The organism is Mesorhizobium sp. M0040, from assembly GCF_040323505.1.
Taxonomy (GTDB): Bacteria; Pseudomonadota; Alphaproteobacteria; order Rhizobiales; family Rhizobiaceae; genus Mesorhizobium.
Window position 1 is genome coordinate 156,734 of the sequence record NZ_JAMYVA010000006.1, and the last position, 14,210, is coordinate 170,943.

At 61.1% G+C, this 14,210-nt stretch carries 14 protein-coding genes and 2 pseudogenes; 3 read left to right on the forward strand and 13 right to left on the reverse strand.

What is annotated here, in order from left to right; translation table 11 throughout:
- Positions 1 to 42 precede the first annotated feature (42 nt).
- On the reverse strand, positions 43 to 600 hold the full coding sequence (locus NKJ91_RS08180) for an SH3 domain-containing protein (RefSeq protein WP_023676915.1): 558 nt from the start codon (positions 598 to 600) through the stop codon (positions 43 to 45).
- A 156-nt stretch (positions 601 to 756) separates the two neighbouring features.
- On the opposite strand from NKJ91_RS08180, the gene NKJ91_RS08185 reads away from it, so the two are divergent.
- Positions 757 to 1,758: a 2-hydroxyacid dehydrogenase gene (locus NKJ91_RS08185; RefSeq protein WP_352455122.1), complete on the forward strand. Its 1,002-nt coding sequence runs from the start codon at positions 757 to 759 to the stop codon at positions 1,756 to 1,758.
- A 64-nt stretch (positions 1,759 to 1,822) separates the two neighbouring features.
- On the opposite strand, the pseudogene NKJ91_RS08190 reads toward NKJ91_RS08185, so the two are convergent.
- The 9 genes and pseudogenes from NKJ91_RS08190 to NKJ91_RS08230 all read right to left on the reverse strand — a co-directional run bounded on the left by NKJ91_RS08190 (position 1,823) and on the right by NKJ91_RS08230 (position 11,372).
- Positions 1,823 to 2,310 (reverse strand): annotated as a pseudogene (locus NKJ91_RS08190) (GNAT family N-acetyltransferase).
- Positions 2,307 to 3,068: a molybdopterin-synthase adenylyltransferase MoeB gene (locus NKJ91_RS08195; RefSeq protein ID WP_352455123.1), complete on the reverse strand. Its 762-nt coding sequence runs from the start codon at positions 3,066 to 3,068 to the stop codon at positions 2,307 to 2,309. The pseudogene NKJ91_RS08190 and the gene NKJ91_RS08195 overlap by 4 nt, the downstream one beginning before the upstream one ends.
- A 76-nt stretch (positions 3,069 to 3,144) precedes the next feature.
- Entirely contained in the window at positions 3,145 to 4,293 is a 1,149-nt protein-coding gene (recF, locus tag NKJ91_RS08200; RefSeq protein WP_352455124.1) for a DNA replication/repair protein RecF, read from the reverse strand.
- 26 nt (positions 4,294 to 4,319) lie between these two features.
- The gene (dnaN, locus tag NKJ91_RS08205) at positions 4,320 to 5,438 is read right to left on the reverse strand and encodes a DNA polymerase III subunit beta (RefSeq protein WP_023676920.1); all 1,119 of its coding nucleotides are present in this window, start codon (positions 5,436 to 5,438) and stop codon (positions 4,320 to 4,322) included.
- Positions 5,439 to 5,637: 199 nt separating this feature from the next.
- Positions 5,638 to 7,110: a chromosomal replication initiator protein DnaA gene (gene dnaA, locus NKJ91_RS08210; RefSeq protein WP_023676921.1), complete on the reverse strand. Its 1,473-nt coding sequence runs from the start codon at positions 7,108 to 7,110 to the stop codon at positions 5,638 to 5,640.
- Positions 7,111 to 8,024: 914 nt separating this feature from the next.
- Positions 8,025 to 8,291 (reverse strand): 30S ribosomal protein S20, encoded by a 267-nt coding sequence (gene rpsT, locus NKJ91_RS08215; RefSeq protein ID WP_023676922.1) that lies wholly within the window; start codon positions 8,289 to 8,291, stop codon positions 8,025 to 8,027.
- 161 nt (positions 8,292 to 8,452) lie between these two features.
- A complete protein-coding gene (locus NKJ91_RS08220; protein WP_352455125.1) occupies positions 8,453 to 9,226 on the reverse strand; it encodes an enoyl-CoA hydratase in 774 nt (257 codons plus the stop codon).
- A 24-nt stretch (positions 9,227 to 9,250) separates the two neighbouring features.
- Positions 9,251 to 10,141: a bifunctional DNA-formamidopyrimidine glycosylase/DNA-(apurinic or apyrimidinic site) lyase gene (gene mutM, locus NKJ91_RS08225; RefSeq protein WP_023676924.1), complete on the reverse strand. Its 891-nt coding sequence runs from the start codon at positions 10,139 to 10,141 to the stop codon at positions 9,251 to 9,253.
- Positions 10,134 to 11,372, reverse strand: coding sequence for a phosphopentomutase (locus tag NKJ91_RS08230; RefSeq protein ID WP_352455126.1), 1,239 nt, complete (start codon positions 11,370 to 11,372; stop codon positions 10,134 to 10,136). Before NKJ91_RS08230 ends, mutM begins: the two co-directional genes overlap by 8 nt.
- Before the next feature lie 160 nt (positions 11,373 to 11,532).
- Here NKJ91_RS08230 and NKJ91_RS33795 point away from each other — a divergent pair.
- Positions 11,533 to 11,661, forward strand: a pseudogene (locus tag NKJ91_RS33795) (phosphate/phosphite/phosphonate ABC transporter substrate-binding protein); the annotation flags it as partial.
- A 103-nt stretch (positions 11,662 to 11,764) separates the two neighbouring features.
- Here the strand turns inward: NKJ91_RS33795 and NKJ91_RS08235 are convergent.
- The 3 genes from NKJ91_RS08235 to NKJ91_RS08245 all read right to left on the reverse strand — a co-directional run bounded on the left by NKJ91_RS08235 (position 11,765) and on the right by NKJ91_RS08245 (position 13,551).
- Complete coding sequence (locus NKJ91_RS08235) at positions 11,765 to 12,385, reverse strand: TadE/TadG family type IV pilus assembly protein (protein WP_023676926.1); 621 nt, start codon at positions 12,383 to 12,385, stop codon at positions 11,765 to 11,767.
- Between the two features lie 30 nt (positions 12,386 to 12,415).
- Positions 12,416 to 12,976 carry a TadE/TadG family type IV pilus assembly protein gene (locus NKJ91_RS08240; RefSeq protein ID WP_352455127.1) on the reverse strand — a complete coding sequence of 187 codons (561 nt, stop codon included), beginning with the start codon at positions 12,974 to 12,976 and terminating at the stop codon, positions 12,416 to 12,418.
- A gap of 152 nt (positions 12,977 to 13,128) precedes the next feature.
- Complete coding sequence (locus NKJ91_RS08245) at positions 13,129 to 13,551, reverse strand: pilus assembly protein N-terminal domain-containing protein (protein ID WP_352455128.1); 423 nt, start codon at positions 13,549 to 13,551, stop codon at positions 13,129 to 13,131.
- A gap of 343 nt (positions 13,552 to 13,894) precedes the next feature.
- On the opposite strand from NKJ91_RS08245, the gene NKJ91_RS08250 reads away from it, so the two are divergent.
- Positions 13,895 to 14,065: a Flp family type IVb pilin gene (locus NKJ91_RS08250; protein WP_023676929.1), complete on the forward strand. Its 171-nt coding sequence runs from the start codon at positions 13,895 to 13,897 to the stop codon at positions 14,063 to 14,065.
- Positions 14,066 to 14,210 lie beyond the last annotated feature (145 nt).

Here is a 14,210-nt window from a genome sequence, read left to right on the forward strand (position 1 = left end):
TCCGGTGCTTGCAGCGCTGGCCCGACCTCCGGTTCGGAAAGGTCAGTTCTTGACCTTTTCGCCGGGATAGGCACCCCAGACGAGCGACTGAGCGAGCCAGCCGGTATGGCCGTCGAAGGTCATTTCGCACCATTGGCCATCGCAGGACTTGATTGTGCCCATCACCCCCGGTTCGAGGATCGCAATGACGCCTGCATCTTTTGCCGGGTCGTCGAGGAGGTTGACGCGAGCGTCCTTGCCGCGCTGCCAGGGGGCGACGATCGCCGTGCGACGGCCCGAAAGCAGCGACTGATTGATCCAGCCTTCCGAGCCGTCGGCATCACGCACACGGCGCCACGTATCGAACTCCTGGATGATCTCCATCGGCAGGCCTGGCTTCATATACATCCAGTCGACGGAATAATTGACGCCCGGCCCAACGCGCGAGTTGACGCGGCCGGATTTCAGGCTGACGAAGCGCGGCAGCGGCAAGCCGCTTGGTCCGAGCGTGACGCTCTGGGCGGGTGCGGCGGCACTTTGCGCCATCACCAGTGGGCTATGGATGAGAGCGCCGAGGAATGCTGCACTGAGGGTCAGGCGGAGCGACGCGAAACCAGACACTTTCGTTCCTTTCGGCGCCCGCCCATCGGCCTTCGCGCCCATTTTTCTTTGTCTTCGGCGGAACCGCTTGTTACATGGATGACGGTACCGCGATCGGCTCTCAGTTTCGCCGTTCTTGGTTAAAGAGGTCTCAACGAGATCGGGTTCGAGGAAACAATGACAGGCAAAAAGAAGCCCCTCGTCGTCATCACGCGCAAGTTGCCCGACGTAGTCGAGACCCGCATGCGCGAGTTGTTCGACGCCCGCTTGAATGTGGAGGACAGGCCGATGACGCAGCCGGAACTGGTGGCGGCGGTCAAGGAGGCCGACGTGCTGGTGCCGACTGTGACCGACAATATCGACGCGGCGCTGATTGCCCAGGCCGGCGACAACCTCAAGCTGATCGCCAACTTCGGTAATGGCGTCGACAAGATCGACGTTGCGGCAGCGGCCAAGAAAGGCATCACCGTCACCAACACGCCGAACGTGTTGACCGAAGATACGGCCGACATGACCATGGCGCTGATGCTGGCCGTACCGCGGCGGCTGGCCGAAGGCGCCAACGTGCTGACCGGCGATAAGAAATGGGCGGGCTGGTCGCCGACCTGGATGCTCGGCCGGCGCATTTGGGGCAAACGGCTCGGCATTGTCGGCATGGGTCGCATCGGCACCGCTGTCGCCAGGCGCGCCAAGGCGTTTGGCCTCTCGATCCACTACCACAACCGCCACCGCGTACTGCCGGCAATCGAGGACGAGTTGGAAGCGACGTATTGGGAAAGCCTTGACCAGATGCTCGCCCGCATGGACATTATCTCGGTCAATTGTCCATCGACACCGGCAACCTTCCACCTGCTTTCGGCACGGCGGCTGGCGCTTCTGCAACCGTCAGCTTACATAGTCAACACCGCGCGCGGCGATATCATCGATGAGGAATCGCTGGTCAAGCTCATCCATGACGGCAAGATCGCTGGCGCCGGCCTCGACGTCTACGAGCACGAGCCGGCGCTGAACAGCAAGCTGCTGAAGCTTGCCCACAAAGGCAAGGTCGTGCTGTTGCCGCATATGGGTTCGGCGACGCTCGAAGGCCGTGTCGACATGGGCGAGAAGGTGATCATCAATATCCGCGCCTTCTTCGATGGTCATCGCCCGCCCGACCGCGTGCTGCCGTTGAGGGCGTGACCTGCCGTCACGCCGGCACGGTCTTGCCGCGGCAACCGCGCGTTCGTCGTTGGATAGCTTTGGCTTACGAAAACGCCTTGCGCATGGTGATTGAGGTCGGCCGGTCGTAGCCCTTGTGCGCTGTCCGTTCGGTTTCACGAAAACCGAGGCGGGCAAAGGCTGCGTGATTTCCGGTCAGCTCGACCCGCGTCTGGAGCTCGATGGCGGTCCTGTTGTGGCTGCGGGCAAGATCTTCGACGGCCTGCATCAGCTGTTTTCCAATGCCTTGTCCCTGAAGAACCGGCTCGACCGCGAGCTTTCCAACATAGAGCTCGTCTGCGCGCTTCAGGATGAAGACGCAACCGACGATCTCGTTTCCTTCAGCGCCAGGAATGCTGTTTCCTCCAGCGCTCTAGCCCTGAGATTTTCAACGGTGAGCCGATGCACCGAGGACGGCGGGTCAATAACCCCGTCCATAAAGGCGAAGGCGCGCATGACCAGCGCCAGCACCTCGTCCCAACGGTCGAAATCGGCCGCAAGCTGCACGATGGAAACGTCGGCAGGCAGGCTCACGGGCTGGTTCGCTTGTAGCGGATCGTGTCGAAGCGTGCCGCCAGCGCATCGTAGAGCAGCAGTCGTCCGACCAGCGGCTCGCCAATCCCGGTGATCAGCTTGATCGCTTCCATGGCTTGCAGCGTGCCGATGACCCCGGTCAGCGCGCCGACAATGCCGGCCACCGCGCAGGATGGCACCAGTCCCGGCGGCGGCGCCTCGGGAAAGAGATCGCGGTAGCTTGGGTTCAACTTGCCGTCCGGGCCGGTTTCGAATGGCTTCAGTACGGTGACCGAGCCGTCGAAGCGGCCAACGGCGGCATGCACGAGCGGCCGGCTTTCCGCGGCGCAGGCGTCGGCCACCGCGTAGCGTGTCTCGAAATTGTCGGAGCCGTCAACGATGATGTCATAACGGGCAATGAGGGTAGGGGCGTTGTCCACGGTCAGCCTGAAATTGTGCTCTTCCACGACGACGTTTGGATTGATGCGGATGATCGCCGCTCTGGCGCTGTCGGTTTTCGCCACCCCGACATCGCCCGTGGCGTGGATCACTTGTCGTTGCAGGTTGGAAAGCGAAACGATGTCGTCGTCGACGATACCGAGAGTGCCAATCCCTGCGGCGGCGAGATATTCGAGCACCGGCGCACCCAATCCGCCGGCGCCAATGACGAGCACCCGCGCCCGCTTCAGCCGCTGCTGGCCGGCGCCGCCGATCTCGGGCAGCACGATGTGGCGGGCGTAGCGTTCGAGCTCTTCATCGGTGAGGGCGGCTGTGATCATCGCCGGACCATATAGCGGAGGAAAAAGCTTGTCAGGTATCAATGCATGCCGCTCAGAAGTGCGCCATGAACCAAGTTCAAATGGTCGGCCTGACCGTGCCGTGATCGACGGTCAGGAATTGCGCGCGTCCCTTGAGGCTGTCAAACAACGCGGCATCGGTCCCGGTCATGAAGGCCTGGCAGTTTAGTTCCTCCAGGATCGAGAACAAGGCCGCCCGTCGACCGCCGTCGAGATGGGCGGCGATCTCGTCGAGCAGCAGGATCGGTGTCATGCCCGACATCTCGCCGGTTAGCCGCGCATGCGACAAGACAATGCCGACCAGCAGCGCCTTCTGCTCGCCGGTCGAACAGAGCTCGGCCGGCATCGCCTTGGGCCGGTGGCGCACCACGAGGTCGGAACGGTGCGGGCCGTCGAGCGTGCGTCCGGCGGTGCGGTCGCGGTCGCGCCCCTGGGCAAGCGCACGACGGAACCGTTCCTCTACGTCGACGGCCGGCAAAATACCGAGTTCGCCTTCCAGTTCGCCAGAGATGCCGATGTCGGCTTGCGGAAACGGTCCGTCGCCGGGCAGCCGGTCGATCATGGCGGCGAGCAGGCGCACCAGTTCGGCACGCGCCGCGGCAATCGCCACGCCGGTCTCGGCCATTTGCATCTCGATCGCATCGAACCAGGCACCGTCGCGTGAACCGTCGGCGAGCAGTCTGTTGCGGCCGCGCATTGCCTTTTCATAGTCAAGCGCGCGCTGGCCGTGGCCAGGATCGATCGCCAGCACCAGCCGGTCTAGGAAGCGCCGGCGGTCGGCAGCCGGCCCGGGGAACAGGCCGTCCATGGCCGGTGTCAGCCAGACCACGCGCAGCCATTCCAGCATGTCTTCGGCTGAGCGTGCCGTCGCGCCGTTGATCCGCACCCGCCGGCCGGCTTCGCCGTCGCTGCCCGATATTCCGGTACCGATCTCGACCTGGCCTTCCGGCCCGTCAAGCCGGGCATGCAGCGCAAACCCACCGTCGCCGCCTTCGCGCGCCACCTCGGAATAGGGTGCGCGGCGCAGGCCGCGGCCCGGCGTGAGCAGCGAGATCGCTTCAAGCAGATTGGTCTTGCCGGCGCCATTGTCGCCGGAGAAAACGACAGCGCCGGGATCAAGGTCTATTGCCAACGCCGCATAGTTGCGGAAATTCGTAAGTGTGAGCTTACTTATGTGCGTCTGCTGCGGTTTTGCAGATCTGGTCACGACAGCAAGATGGCCCCGTTCGGGCCCTAGACCCGCATCGGCATCAGCACGTAGAGCGCGGTCTCGTCGGCCATGTCGTGGATCAGCGTCGGGGAACCGGCATCCGCCAGCATGAACTTCGCCTCCGTGCCGGTCAGTTGCGCGGCAACGTCGAGCAGGTATTTGGCGTTGAAGCCGATTTCGATCGGATCGGACGAATAGTCGGCCGCCAGTTCCTCGGTGGCACTGCCCGAATCCGGGTTGTTGACCGCAAGCGTGACCTGCCCTTCGGCGATCGAAAGCTTCACCGCCCGGCCGCGTTCGGACGAAATGGTCGAAACGCGATCGACGGCAGCGGCGAAACTCTGGCGATCGATAATCAGCTTCTTGTCGTTGCCGGTCGGAATGACGCGCTGGTAGTCCGGGAAAGTGCCGTCGATCAGCTTGGAGGTCAAGATAACGCTGCCGATGGTGAAACGGATCTTGGTGTCGGACAACTCGGTAGTGACTGCAACATCGGGATCGTCGACCAGCTTTTGCAGCTCGCTGACCGTCTTTCGCGGGATTATGACGCCAGGCATGCCCTCAGAGCCTGCCGGCGCATCGATCTCGGCGCGCGCCAGCCGGTGGCCGTCGGTCGCGACAGAGCGCAGCTTCAGCTTGCCGCCGGCCTCGTGCGTGTGCAGATAAATGCCGTTCAGATAATAGCGCGTCTCCTCGGTCGAGATGGCGAACTGGGTCTTTTCGATGAGGCCCTTTAGTCCGACGGAATCGAGCCGGAAAATATGCGAGAACGACCCGGCTGAAAGCTCGGGAAAGTCGGACTGCGGCAGGCATTGCAGGCGGAAGCTCGAGCGCCCCGACGTCACCGTCATGGCGTTGCCGTCTTCGTCGGTCTTCAGCGCCACCTCCGCGCCGTCGGCAAGCTTGCGCACGATGTCGTAGAGCAGATGTGCCGGGACCGTCGTCGCCCCGCCACGTTCGACCTTTGCCGGCGTTGCTTCGGTCACCTCCAGGTCGAGGTCGGTCGCCTTCATTTCAAGGCTGGCCCCCTCGGCGCTGAGCAGCACGTTCGACAGGATCGGAATGGTATTGCGCCGCTCGACCACGCGGTGAACATGGTTGAGCGACTTCAGGAGATTTGACCGTTCCAGGATAACACGCATGACGAAACAGGCTCGCTTGAATGAATGAACGGGTCTCCGGCAAGCGGCGCCCCGCGAAAGGTCTGAACAGGCTCAGAATCTGCGTAAACTGACAGGAAAAACCCGGCAAACGCAAGCCCGCGCCACCGGTTCGGACCGGCTGCACGGGCTTTCTGGGGATAAAAAGGCCGGAGTCGGCGAGCCGGCGTTTTTCGGGCCGTCAGGCCTGGTCGTTGATCAGCCTTCTCAGCAATTCGAGTTCCTGCGCCAGTGTGTTGTCGGCACCGGAAAGATCCTCGATCTTGCGCACCGCATGCAGCACGGTCGTATGGTCACGACCGCCGAACCGCCGCCCGATCTCCGGCAGCGAGCGCGGCGTCATCACCTTCGACAGATACATGGCGACCTGCCGTGGCTTGACGATGGTGCGTGTGCGCCGGTTGGACAGAAGTTCGGTCTTCGACACGTTGTAGTGGCGCGCGACGATGCGCTGGATGTCCTCGATACGCACCCGCTTGGGTTCGCCCGAACGATAGATGTGGCCAAGGATCTCGTCGATGCGGTCGATGGTGATCTGCGGTTCGAAGGATTGACGAAACAAAAGCTGGTTGAAGGCACCTTCGAGCTCGCGTCCGCTGCCGGTCACAGTGCGGGCGACGTGGTTGAGGATCTCTTCGGAAATATCGAGCGACGCATCATCGAGCTTGGCGGTGGCAAGCCTGAGCTTGAGCATACCGATACGCATGGCGAAATCCGGGGCTGACATTTCCAGCGCGACGCCGCCGTTGAGGCGCGAGCGGACGCGTGGCTCCAGCGACTCCAATTCCGACGGCGGCCGGTCGGCAGCGACCACCACTTGCTTGGCGCTGTCGAGCAGCATGTTGATCAAATGGCAGAATTCGTGCTGGATCGACTTGCCCTGCAGGAACTGCATGTCGTCGATGATGAGGAGGTCGATGTCGCGCAGCTGTTCTTTCAGCGTCAGTGCGTTGTTGTCGCGGATCGCGGTGGCGAACCGCCACATGAAATACTCAGCCGTCAGATAGACGACCCGCGATTTCGGATTCTGCTTCAGCGATTCTGCGGCGATCGCCTGCAACAGGTGCGTTTTGCCCAGCCCGACCGTCGCGTGAAGAAAGAGCGGATTGAAACGCACCGCGCTCGACTGCGATTCCGCGACCGCCTTGGCGGCGGCAAAAGCCACTCGGTTCGATGGTCCTTCGATGAAGGAGGTGAAAGTATAGCGTGGATCGAGTGGCGAACCGAGAACATTGTGCCGGAACTCGGTTTCTGCCGGCATCCCCGGGCGGGGTACCGGGACCCGTTCGACCCTGCTGGGGCTCGCCGTGCCCGCAGAGAGCGCGGTTTGCGTCTGCCTGGTCATCTTGCGCGCCGGGGCCACTTCTGGCTCGACGCTGTTGCGGCCCTGCCGTGTGGCGGTGCGAACCACTATCTCGATCTTGAGGATCTCCGGATCCTCGTGCTTCCACAACTCGGTGATGAGATCGAGATAGTGGCCGTTGATCCATGAACGCAGGAATGCGGTTGGCACTGAGATGCGGACAATGCCCTTAGAGGATTCAGCGACCTTCATGCGCCCGAACCAGCTCGAATAGACCTCGGTTCCCAGACGCGCCTTCAACTGGGCCTTGACCCGATCGAACTTCTGTTCAGCTTCATTGGAAGCCGCCATGTCGTTCCTTCCGATTAACGTTCCAGGAAATGGGAGGTCGCCTGTAAGCTCCCTTTCGATGCCGCCGCTCTGCATGATCGAGTTCCTTGTCTCTTGTACCTGTTTTCCGCCGGGGATGCGCCTCCTGCATCCATGTTTCCGGCGACCGTGTCTTCGCTGCGACACCATCGCCGCCGCCGGCTGATGAATCGCCTCGTTGTCGGTCCGGCGCCGAAGAGCCGATCCGCTTTGGTCATGTCAGGGCAACAAAATGCCGTCCGGCGAAAAACCGCCGGCGCACCGTCGACCTGCCATGTACAATTACGCCAGTCCCCTACCGTATCGAAAAGACAAACCAACCCCGTCCGCGGAGTTGAATCCGCGGTGTAAACTCTGCCAAATTGAGCTGGCCGGTTTCAGGCTGGTCAAGGGCCAAGGGCCCGTCCCTTCGATGGACAGACATTACCGAAATCGCTGTGGATAGGGCAAGGCCACCCCTAACGGATTTTTAAGGAATCTGACTAGCAAGGGACGTTTCGAACGCCATGCTGCAACAGTTGATTTTGACAAAGCCATTGTGATTCAAACCCTTTTCCGGCGAATGTGAAAAAGGCCACACAATGCGAAATTTTCTGAAATAATTCACTTGACAGCCAATTGCCGCCTATCGGCCGCAGCTGATGTGAACAAGCTGTGGATCACCATCGGTAAGCTTCTGAAAAGAAACGGTAATCTGTGACGCTCGGAAATTTTCGTATTGGCGGTTTCGGAGGCTCCGAATATGAGCGGGCATGTATATGCCGGCAAAGCATTTCGAACGTTGAAATGCTCGCGGAGCGCCATTTTGCGGGCTTTCTTTTAAGTACTTGCCGGCAAACGAAAAAACCCGGCGCGATTGGCCGGGTTTGAAGAAGCGCAGTTCAGGAATGGATATATCAGGCTGACAGCACCTTGACCCGTTGGGCCAACCGCGACACCTTGCGCGATGCCGTGTTCTTGTGCACCACGCCCTTGGTCGCGGCGCGCATCAATTCCGGCTCGGCCACCTTGAAGGCAGCCTGTGCGGCCGCCTTGTCGCCAGCCGCGAGCGCCTCTTCGACCTGGCGGATGTAGGTCCGGACGCGGGAGCGGCGGTTCTTGTTGATCGCTGCGCGACGGGCGATCTTGCGCGTTGCCTTTTTGGCCGAGGAGGTATTGGCCATGGTGCCTCTCTTCTGATCTGGTGGGCGCTTGCGGGATACCGCAGGGCGCAAAAAAACAAACGGGCAGCCACAGGGCCGCCTCGATTGGTGCGGCTTATAGTTCAGCTTTTCCGGCGCGTCAACGCTGCAGCGCTTTCTTTTTGACCGGCGCCTTCGTCATCTCATCGGTTCGTGAAATTCGGCTTCCGCTTGCCGGTGAAGGCCGCCATGCCTTCCTTCTGGTCATCCAGCGCAAACAGCGAATGAAACAGCCGGCGCTCGAACCGCAGACCCTCGGTGAGCGTCGTCTCATAGGCGCGGTTGACGGCCTCCTTTGCCATCATCACCGACGGCAAGGAAAAACCAGCCATCTTGGACGCTGCCTTAAGCGCTTCCTCGATCAACTCGCCGGCTGGCACCACGCGCGAGACAAGGCCGGAACGCTCGGCCTCGGCTGCGTCCATCATTCGACCCGTCAGGCACATATCCATCGCCTTCGACTTGCCGACAAAGCGGGTCAGGCGCTGCGATCCGCCCATGCCGGGCATGACGCCCAGCGTGATCTCGGGTTGGCCAAATTTGGCGGTGTCGGCGGCGATGATGAAGTCGCACATCATCGCCAGTTCGCAGCCGCCCCCCAGCGCATAGCCCGCCACCGCCGCGATGATCGGCTTTCGTGCCCGCGTAAATTCTTCCCAGCCGACGAAGAAATCCTGCAGATAGGCATCCACATAGGAGATGGACTGCATTTCCTTGATATCGGCACCTGCCGCGAAAGCCTTTTCCGAACCAGTGATGACCATGGCGCCGATGTCGGCATTGGCGCCCATGCTATTCACCGACGCGACCAGTTCCGCCAGCACTTGTGAATTCAGCGCGTTGAGCGCCTGCGGCCGGTTCAGCGTAATCAGCCCGACCTTGCCGCGGGTTTCGACGATGATGGTTTCATAGCCCATGCTTTGCTCCTCCTCGCTTCTGGTTCAAGCCTGACAGGCCCGGCAGTGGAAAGTCGAACGACCGCTTTGCACGATACGCTCGATGTGGCCGCCACAACCAGGCTTGGAGCAGGCTTCCCCCTCGCGATCGTAAACCGCGAAGGAATGCTGGAAGTAGCCCAGCGATCCATCGGTCTGCATATAATCGCGCAACGACGAGCCGCCGGCGGCGATCGCATCGGCGACGACCGAGCGGATTGCTTCGGCCAGGCGTTCGCTCTGCTCTTTGGCTTTCTTGCCGGCTCTCGCGAGGGTGCCCGCTTCGCGCAGCGGCGACAGGCCGGCCCGCCAAAGCGCTTCCGAGACGTAGATATTGCCTAGCCCGGCAATCAGCCTCTGGTCCAGAAGTGCCGCTTTCAGCGGTGACTTGCGACCTTTCAGCAACGAAGCGAGCAGCGCGCCGTCCAGTGCGTTGCCTGTAGGCTCGACGCCTAATCCCGCCAGCATCGGATGCATGTCGGGCTCGCCTTCCGAAAACAGCATGAACCCGAAGCGGCGCGGGTCGTTGAAGATCACGCGAGAGCGGACGCCGGCAGGGGATGCGATGTCGAAGACGACGTGATCGTGAGCATTGTTTTTCGAACGTTCGTGGTGGAACGCGCCGGGCGTTGCGCTCTCGTCGGCCGTTTCGATGCGAAACGAACCCGACATGCCGAGATGGCAGATCAGAACCGGGCCGTTGTCCATGTGCATTGTCAGATATTTGGCACGGCGGCCGAGCGCCGCAATCGTCTTGCCGGTCAGCCGCTCCGAAAATCTCTCGGGGAACGGAAACCGCAAATCCGGCCGGCGTGCCTCGACACCGACAATGCGGGCACCTTCAAGGGCCGGCTGCAGACCGCGCCTGACTGTCTCTACCTCCGGCAGCTCAGGCATGGCCACCTATCGTGGCATGGAAGGAGGTGCCGTGACGGCCGCGCGCCAGCCCGAGATGTTCGGCCACGGTTTCGCCAATGTCGGCAAATGTTGTCCTCAGTCCGATGTCTGCGCCTTTGAAACCCGGCCGTGTCCCGATAATCGGAATACGCTCGCGCGTGTGGTCGGTGCCGCGCCACGTCGGATCGTTGCCGTGATCGGCGGTCAAAATGAGCAGATCGCCTGGCCTCAGCCGTGCGAATGCCTCGGGCAGGCGCCGGTCGAAAGCTTCGAGTGCGGCGGCATACCCCGCAACGTCGCGCCGATGCCCGAACTCGGTGTCGAAGTCGACAAAGTTCGCGAAGACGAGGTCGCCGTCGCGGGCGTCTTCCATGGCACCAAGCGTTTTGTCGAACATCGCCATGTTGCCGGCAGCCTTGCGGACTTCCGAGATCCCCCGATGGGCGAAAATGTCGCCGATCTTGCCGATCGCGATAACCCGGCTGCCGCGCGCCGTCAGCCGGTCGAGCAGCGTCGGTTCCGGCGGCGGTACGGCATAGTCGCGACGATTATGCGTTCGCTCGAACGTGGCGGCGGTTTCACCGATAAACGGCCGCGCGATGACGCGGCCGATATTCAGCGGATCGATGAGCCTGCGCACCACTTTGCAGAACTCGTAAAGCCGTTCCACGCCGAAATGAACCTCATGCGCGGCGATCTGCAGGACGGAGTCGATCGAGGTGTAGCAGATCGGCTTGCCGGTGCGGATATGGTCTTCGCCGAACCGTTCGATAATCTCGGTGCCCGGAGCATGGCAATTGCCGAGGATGCCAGGCACCTTCCCTTCACGCACCATTGCTTCGGTCAACTCGGCCGGAAAGGCGGGAATCTTGTCTGGGAAGTAACCCCAGTCGAAACGGACCGGCAGGCCGGCTATTTCCCAATGGCCCGATGGCGTGTCCTTGCCGCTCGAAACCTCTTGGGCCGCGCCGTGAAAGGCGGCGCTAAGCGGGGCACTGCCATTCTCGAACCTGAAACCCGTCGCCGTTGCCGCGGCCTGGCCGAGGCCGAGCGCGAGCATGTTTGGTACAAGAAGGGGTCCGGCACGCAGGCCTTCGCGATCGGCGCGGCCTTCTGCGCAGGCCCGCGCGATGTGTGCGAACGTATTAGAGCCGGTGTCGCCATAACGTTCGGCATCGGCCGCGCCGCCGATGCCGAAGGAGTCGAGGACAAAAAGGAAGGCGCGTGCCATCGAAAGGTTCATCATTGCCTGTGTGTTGGCTCAGACATAGGGTTCCGCGCCGCCATTGGCAATTCGGAAACCCAAACAGCACGGCTTGGCGTGCTGGTCCCGGAGAGACGAATCGCGGCATGGTCGATCTGCGGATGGAAATGCGCGGCGCGGAGCTCGCATGAGGCTTGCCCTGACAGCATTCGCCGCCGTACTGGCTTTGCTGCTGGATGCGTCTTGCACAAACCTGGCGCGAGCCGATTGGCGCGATGTTATCGGAACGTTCCGTATCGGTATCGTCGCCGAACCGTTGCCGGTCCGAGGGACTATGTGCTGGCTGCAGCCATCGTGCGTCTAGTCTCGGCCCGCGGTCGCAAGCAATAGCAAACAGACCGGTTAGCGGGCTTCAGGCGTCAGCAATCGCTGCACGGAATGGTCGGGCTCCTGCGCGGCCGCAGATAATAAGTTTCCGCCATCGATATCGAATTGAAGACCGAGCTCAACCCGAACCGGCTTTGGCCGTCCGCCGACCAGGTGATGATTGGCTTGTAGGCGAGATCGCTTTCGACCCGAATGAGGAACGTGCCTTTGATCTTGAGCGCGCTCGGGACCGTTGTGGTGGAATCCTTGACCGCGTCGACGCTAGAGACGCCATCGACCAGTTTGCGCGACCACACGACCAGGACTTTCGGCGTCGTCTCGTTCGTCACCTGTATCGCCGTGATAATGATCTTCGGTTTCGAGCGGTTGTAGGGCTGGAGCGTGGAACTGCCGATCGCCATGATGGCATCGACATCGGCCGCCTTGACGGTCTGCTGCTGCGTGACGAGGTCCGCTACCATGCTGCCGATGCGGCTGACCTTCTTGCTGGTCTCGATGGCTTGCGAGGCCTCCATTGTCATAAAGTACATGATCAACAAGACAGGCACGATGAGGGCAAACTCGACAGCCGCAATACCGCGGCGGTCCGAGCAAAGTCGGACTGCTCTTGTACAAATCCCTGCGATGCCCAGCTGTGCCCCCGCACGAATCATGGCTTTGCCCTTTTCAAGCGACTACGTGGTTCAGTTGTCGAACGGCTCGTTCTGCCAAGTGATCGAAGCAAAATGCAGCGTTTTGCCGTCCTTCAGGTTGGCCATCGATTTGGCCATGAAGTCGGTCATCACCGGCCATTTGTAAAAAACACGCAGCATGTTTCTCGACTCCGCCAGGCCAGGTGCGACGGTGAAGGTCTGTGTGCTCGTGCCCTTGGTCAGCACGACGTCGCCATCCTGGATCTTGAAACCGGCCAGCGCCGCATCGGCGAAGGTCGGATATTCGCGCAAGTCCACCAGCAATCCGGGACAGGTCTTGGCGACCATGATCTCCAATTTGGTGCAGATCATATCCCGCAGCTTGGTGCCGGACACATCGGCCGGTCTTAGTTGGCCGGTACGCAGTTGGCGCGCGATGTCGTCGGTTGCGTTTGCCATCACTTCCTGTGCGGCAAAAGAAATGCAGCTCTCCAGGATGGCGAAGACAAGAAGCGCGAAAGGAATTGCAAGCATGGCGAATTCGATCGCCGTGCTTCCGCGGCGGTCGCCCAAAAACCGTCTTGGAGAGCCTGCTCGTCCTGCCTTGTTCATGTCCTCTGCCCGCCGATGCCGCTTCTGTATCGGTCCCACCCTTAGTCGGAACCGATTGAAGTCCGGTTGGAATGACCGTTAAATTCAACGGGAAGGCCTTAACCCGGCGATAACCGAAGCACGTTCCCGCCAAAGGCGGACACGTCGGCTAGCTAATGCCCGGCACTCATTTCGGCTTCAGAGGCCTTCTCGGCATCGCTCTTATACGAGCTTTCGCAATATGGCGCGCAGGACATGGTCTGTACTTCGGAACGCCGATAGATGCGCACCGACGACGCTGCCTGGCGCACGACGGTTATTTGCTCATCGACGATCGGATTGCCCTCCTGATCGAGGACGACGAGATTGGTGACGCCAAATCCCTTGCCGGTCAGTACGATCGTCGATGCGTCCTGCACGGAGGCGTCGGCGATCGCCGGATTGCCGACGACAATCGTATCGGCGGCGCGCGACAATTTGATGATCTTTGCCTGGTTCATCGTCACCTCGATGCCGGCGCCGGCCTTGGCTGGAAAGGCGAAAGCCGCTGCGGCAAAAAGCACGGCAACTGGAAATGATGATCTCGGCCCGGCCATTGAGGCGCCCCCTGGCAAACTGTTCAACGGAAGATGAACGAGATTGGTGAACCAACCGTTAAGCGGCTGGAGTTCAGGATCAAGCCGGAACCGGCATTGGGCCTAGCCGGCACGGCTGGAACGTCTTTGCCGAATTGCGCCTTTTGCGCCTTTTGTCAGCCCGGGGGCCTAGCGGCGGGTATTTTAGTTCTGGGTTAACCACGCAATGTCGTCGAAGCGGGAAAGGAATCGGTAAGCCTGTTTATTAAGCCGATTGAAACAGCTTCTCCTTAGATTCGCAGTATCCGATCAGCCACCAAGAGAAGTTGACGGAAGTGCTGTAACAATTGGAGTAGGAGCTCGAATGTCTAACCTCATCGCACGTTTTGTGAAGGACGAATCCGGCGCGACCGCTATCGAATACGGTCTGATCGCCGCTCTTATCGCACTCGCCATCATGGTCGGCGCCGGCCAGCTCGGCAACTCGCTGAACGCCAAGTTCACCGCCATCTCCACTAAGGTGAACGGTAGCTGACCGTAACGGGTTCGGTTGTTCTGAAATAAGGGCCGCCGCACTGGCGGCCCTTATTTAGTCCTGGTATGAATTGAAATTTAGGCCTCATCAGTCGTTAATCGAATAGGATTAGGCTGGGGCCAGATGCAATTGGGTCATAGGCGCG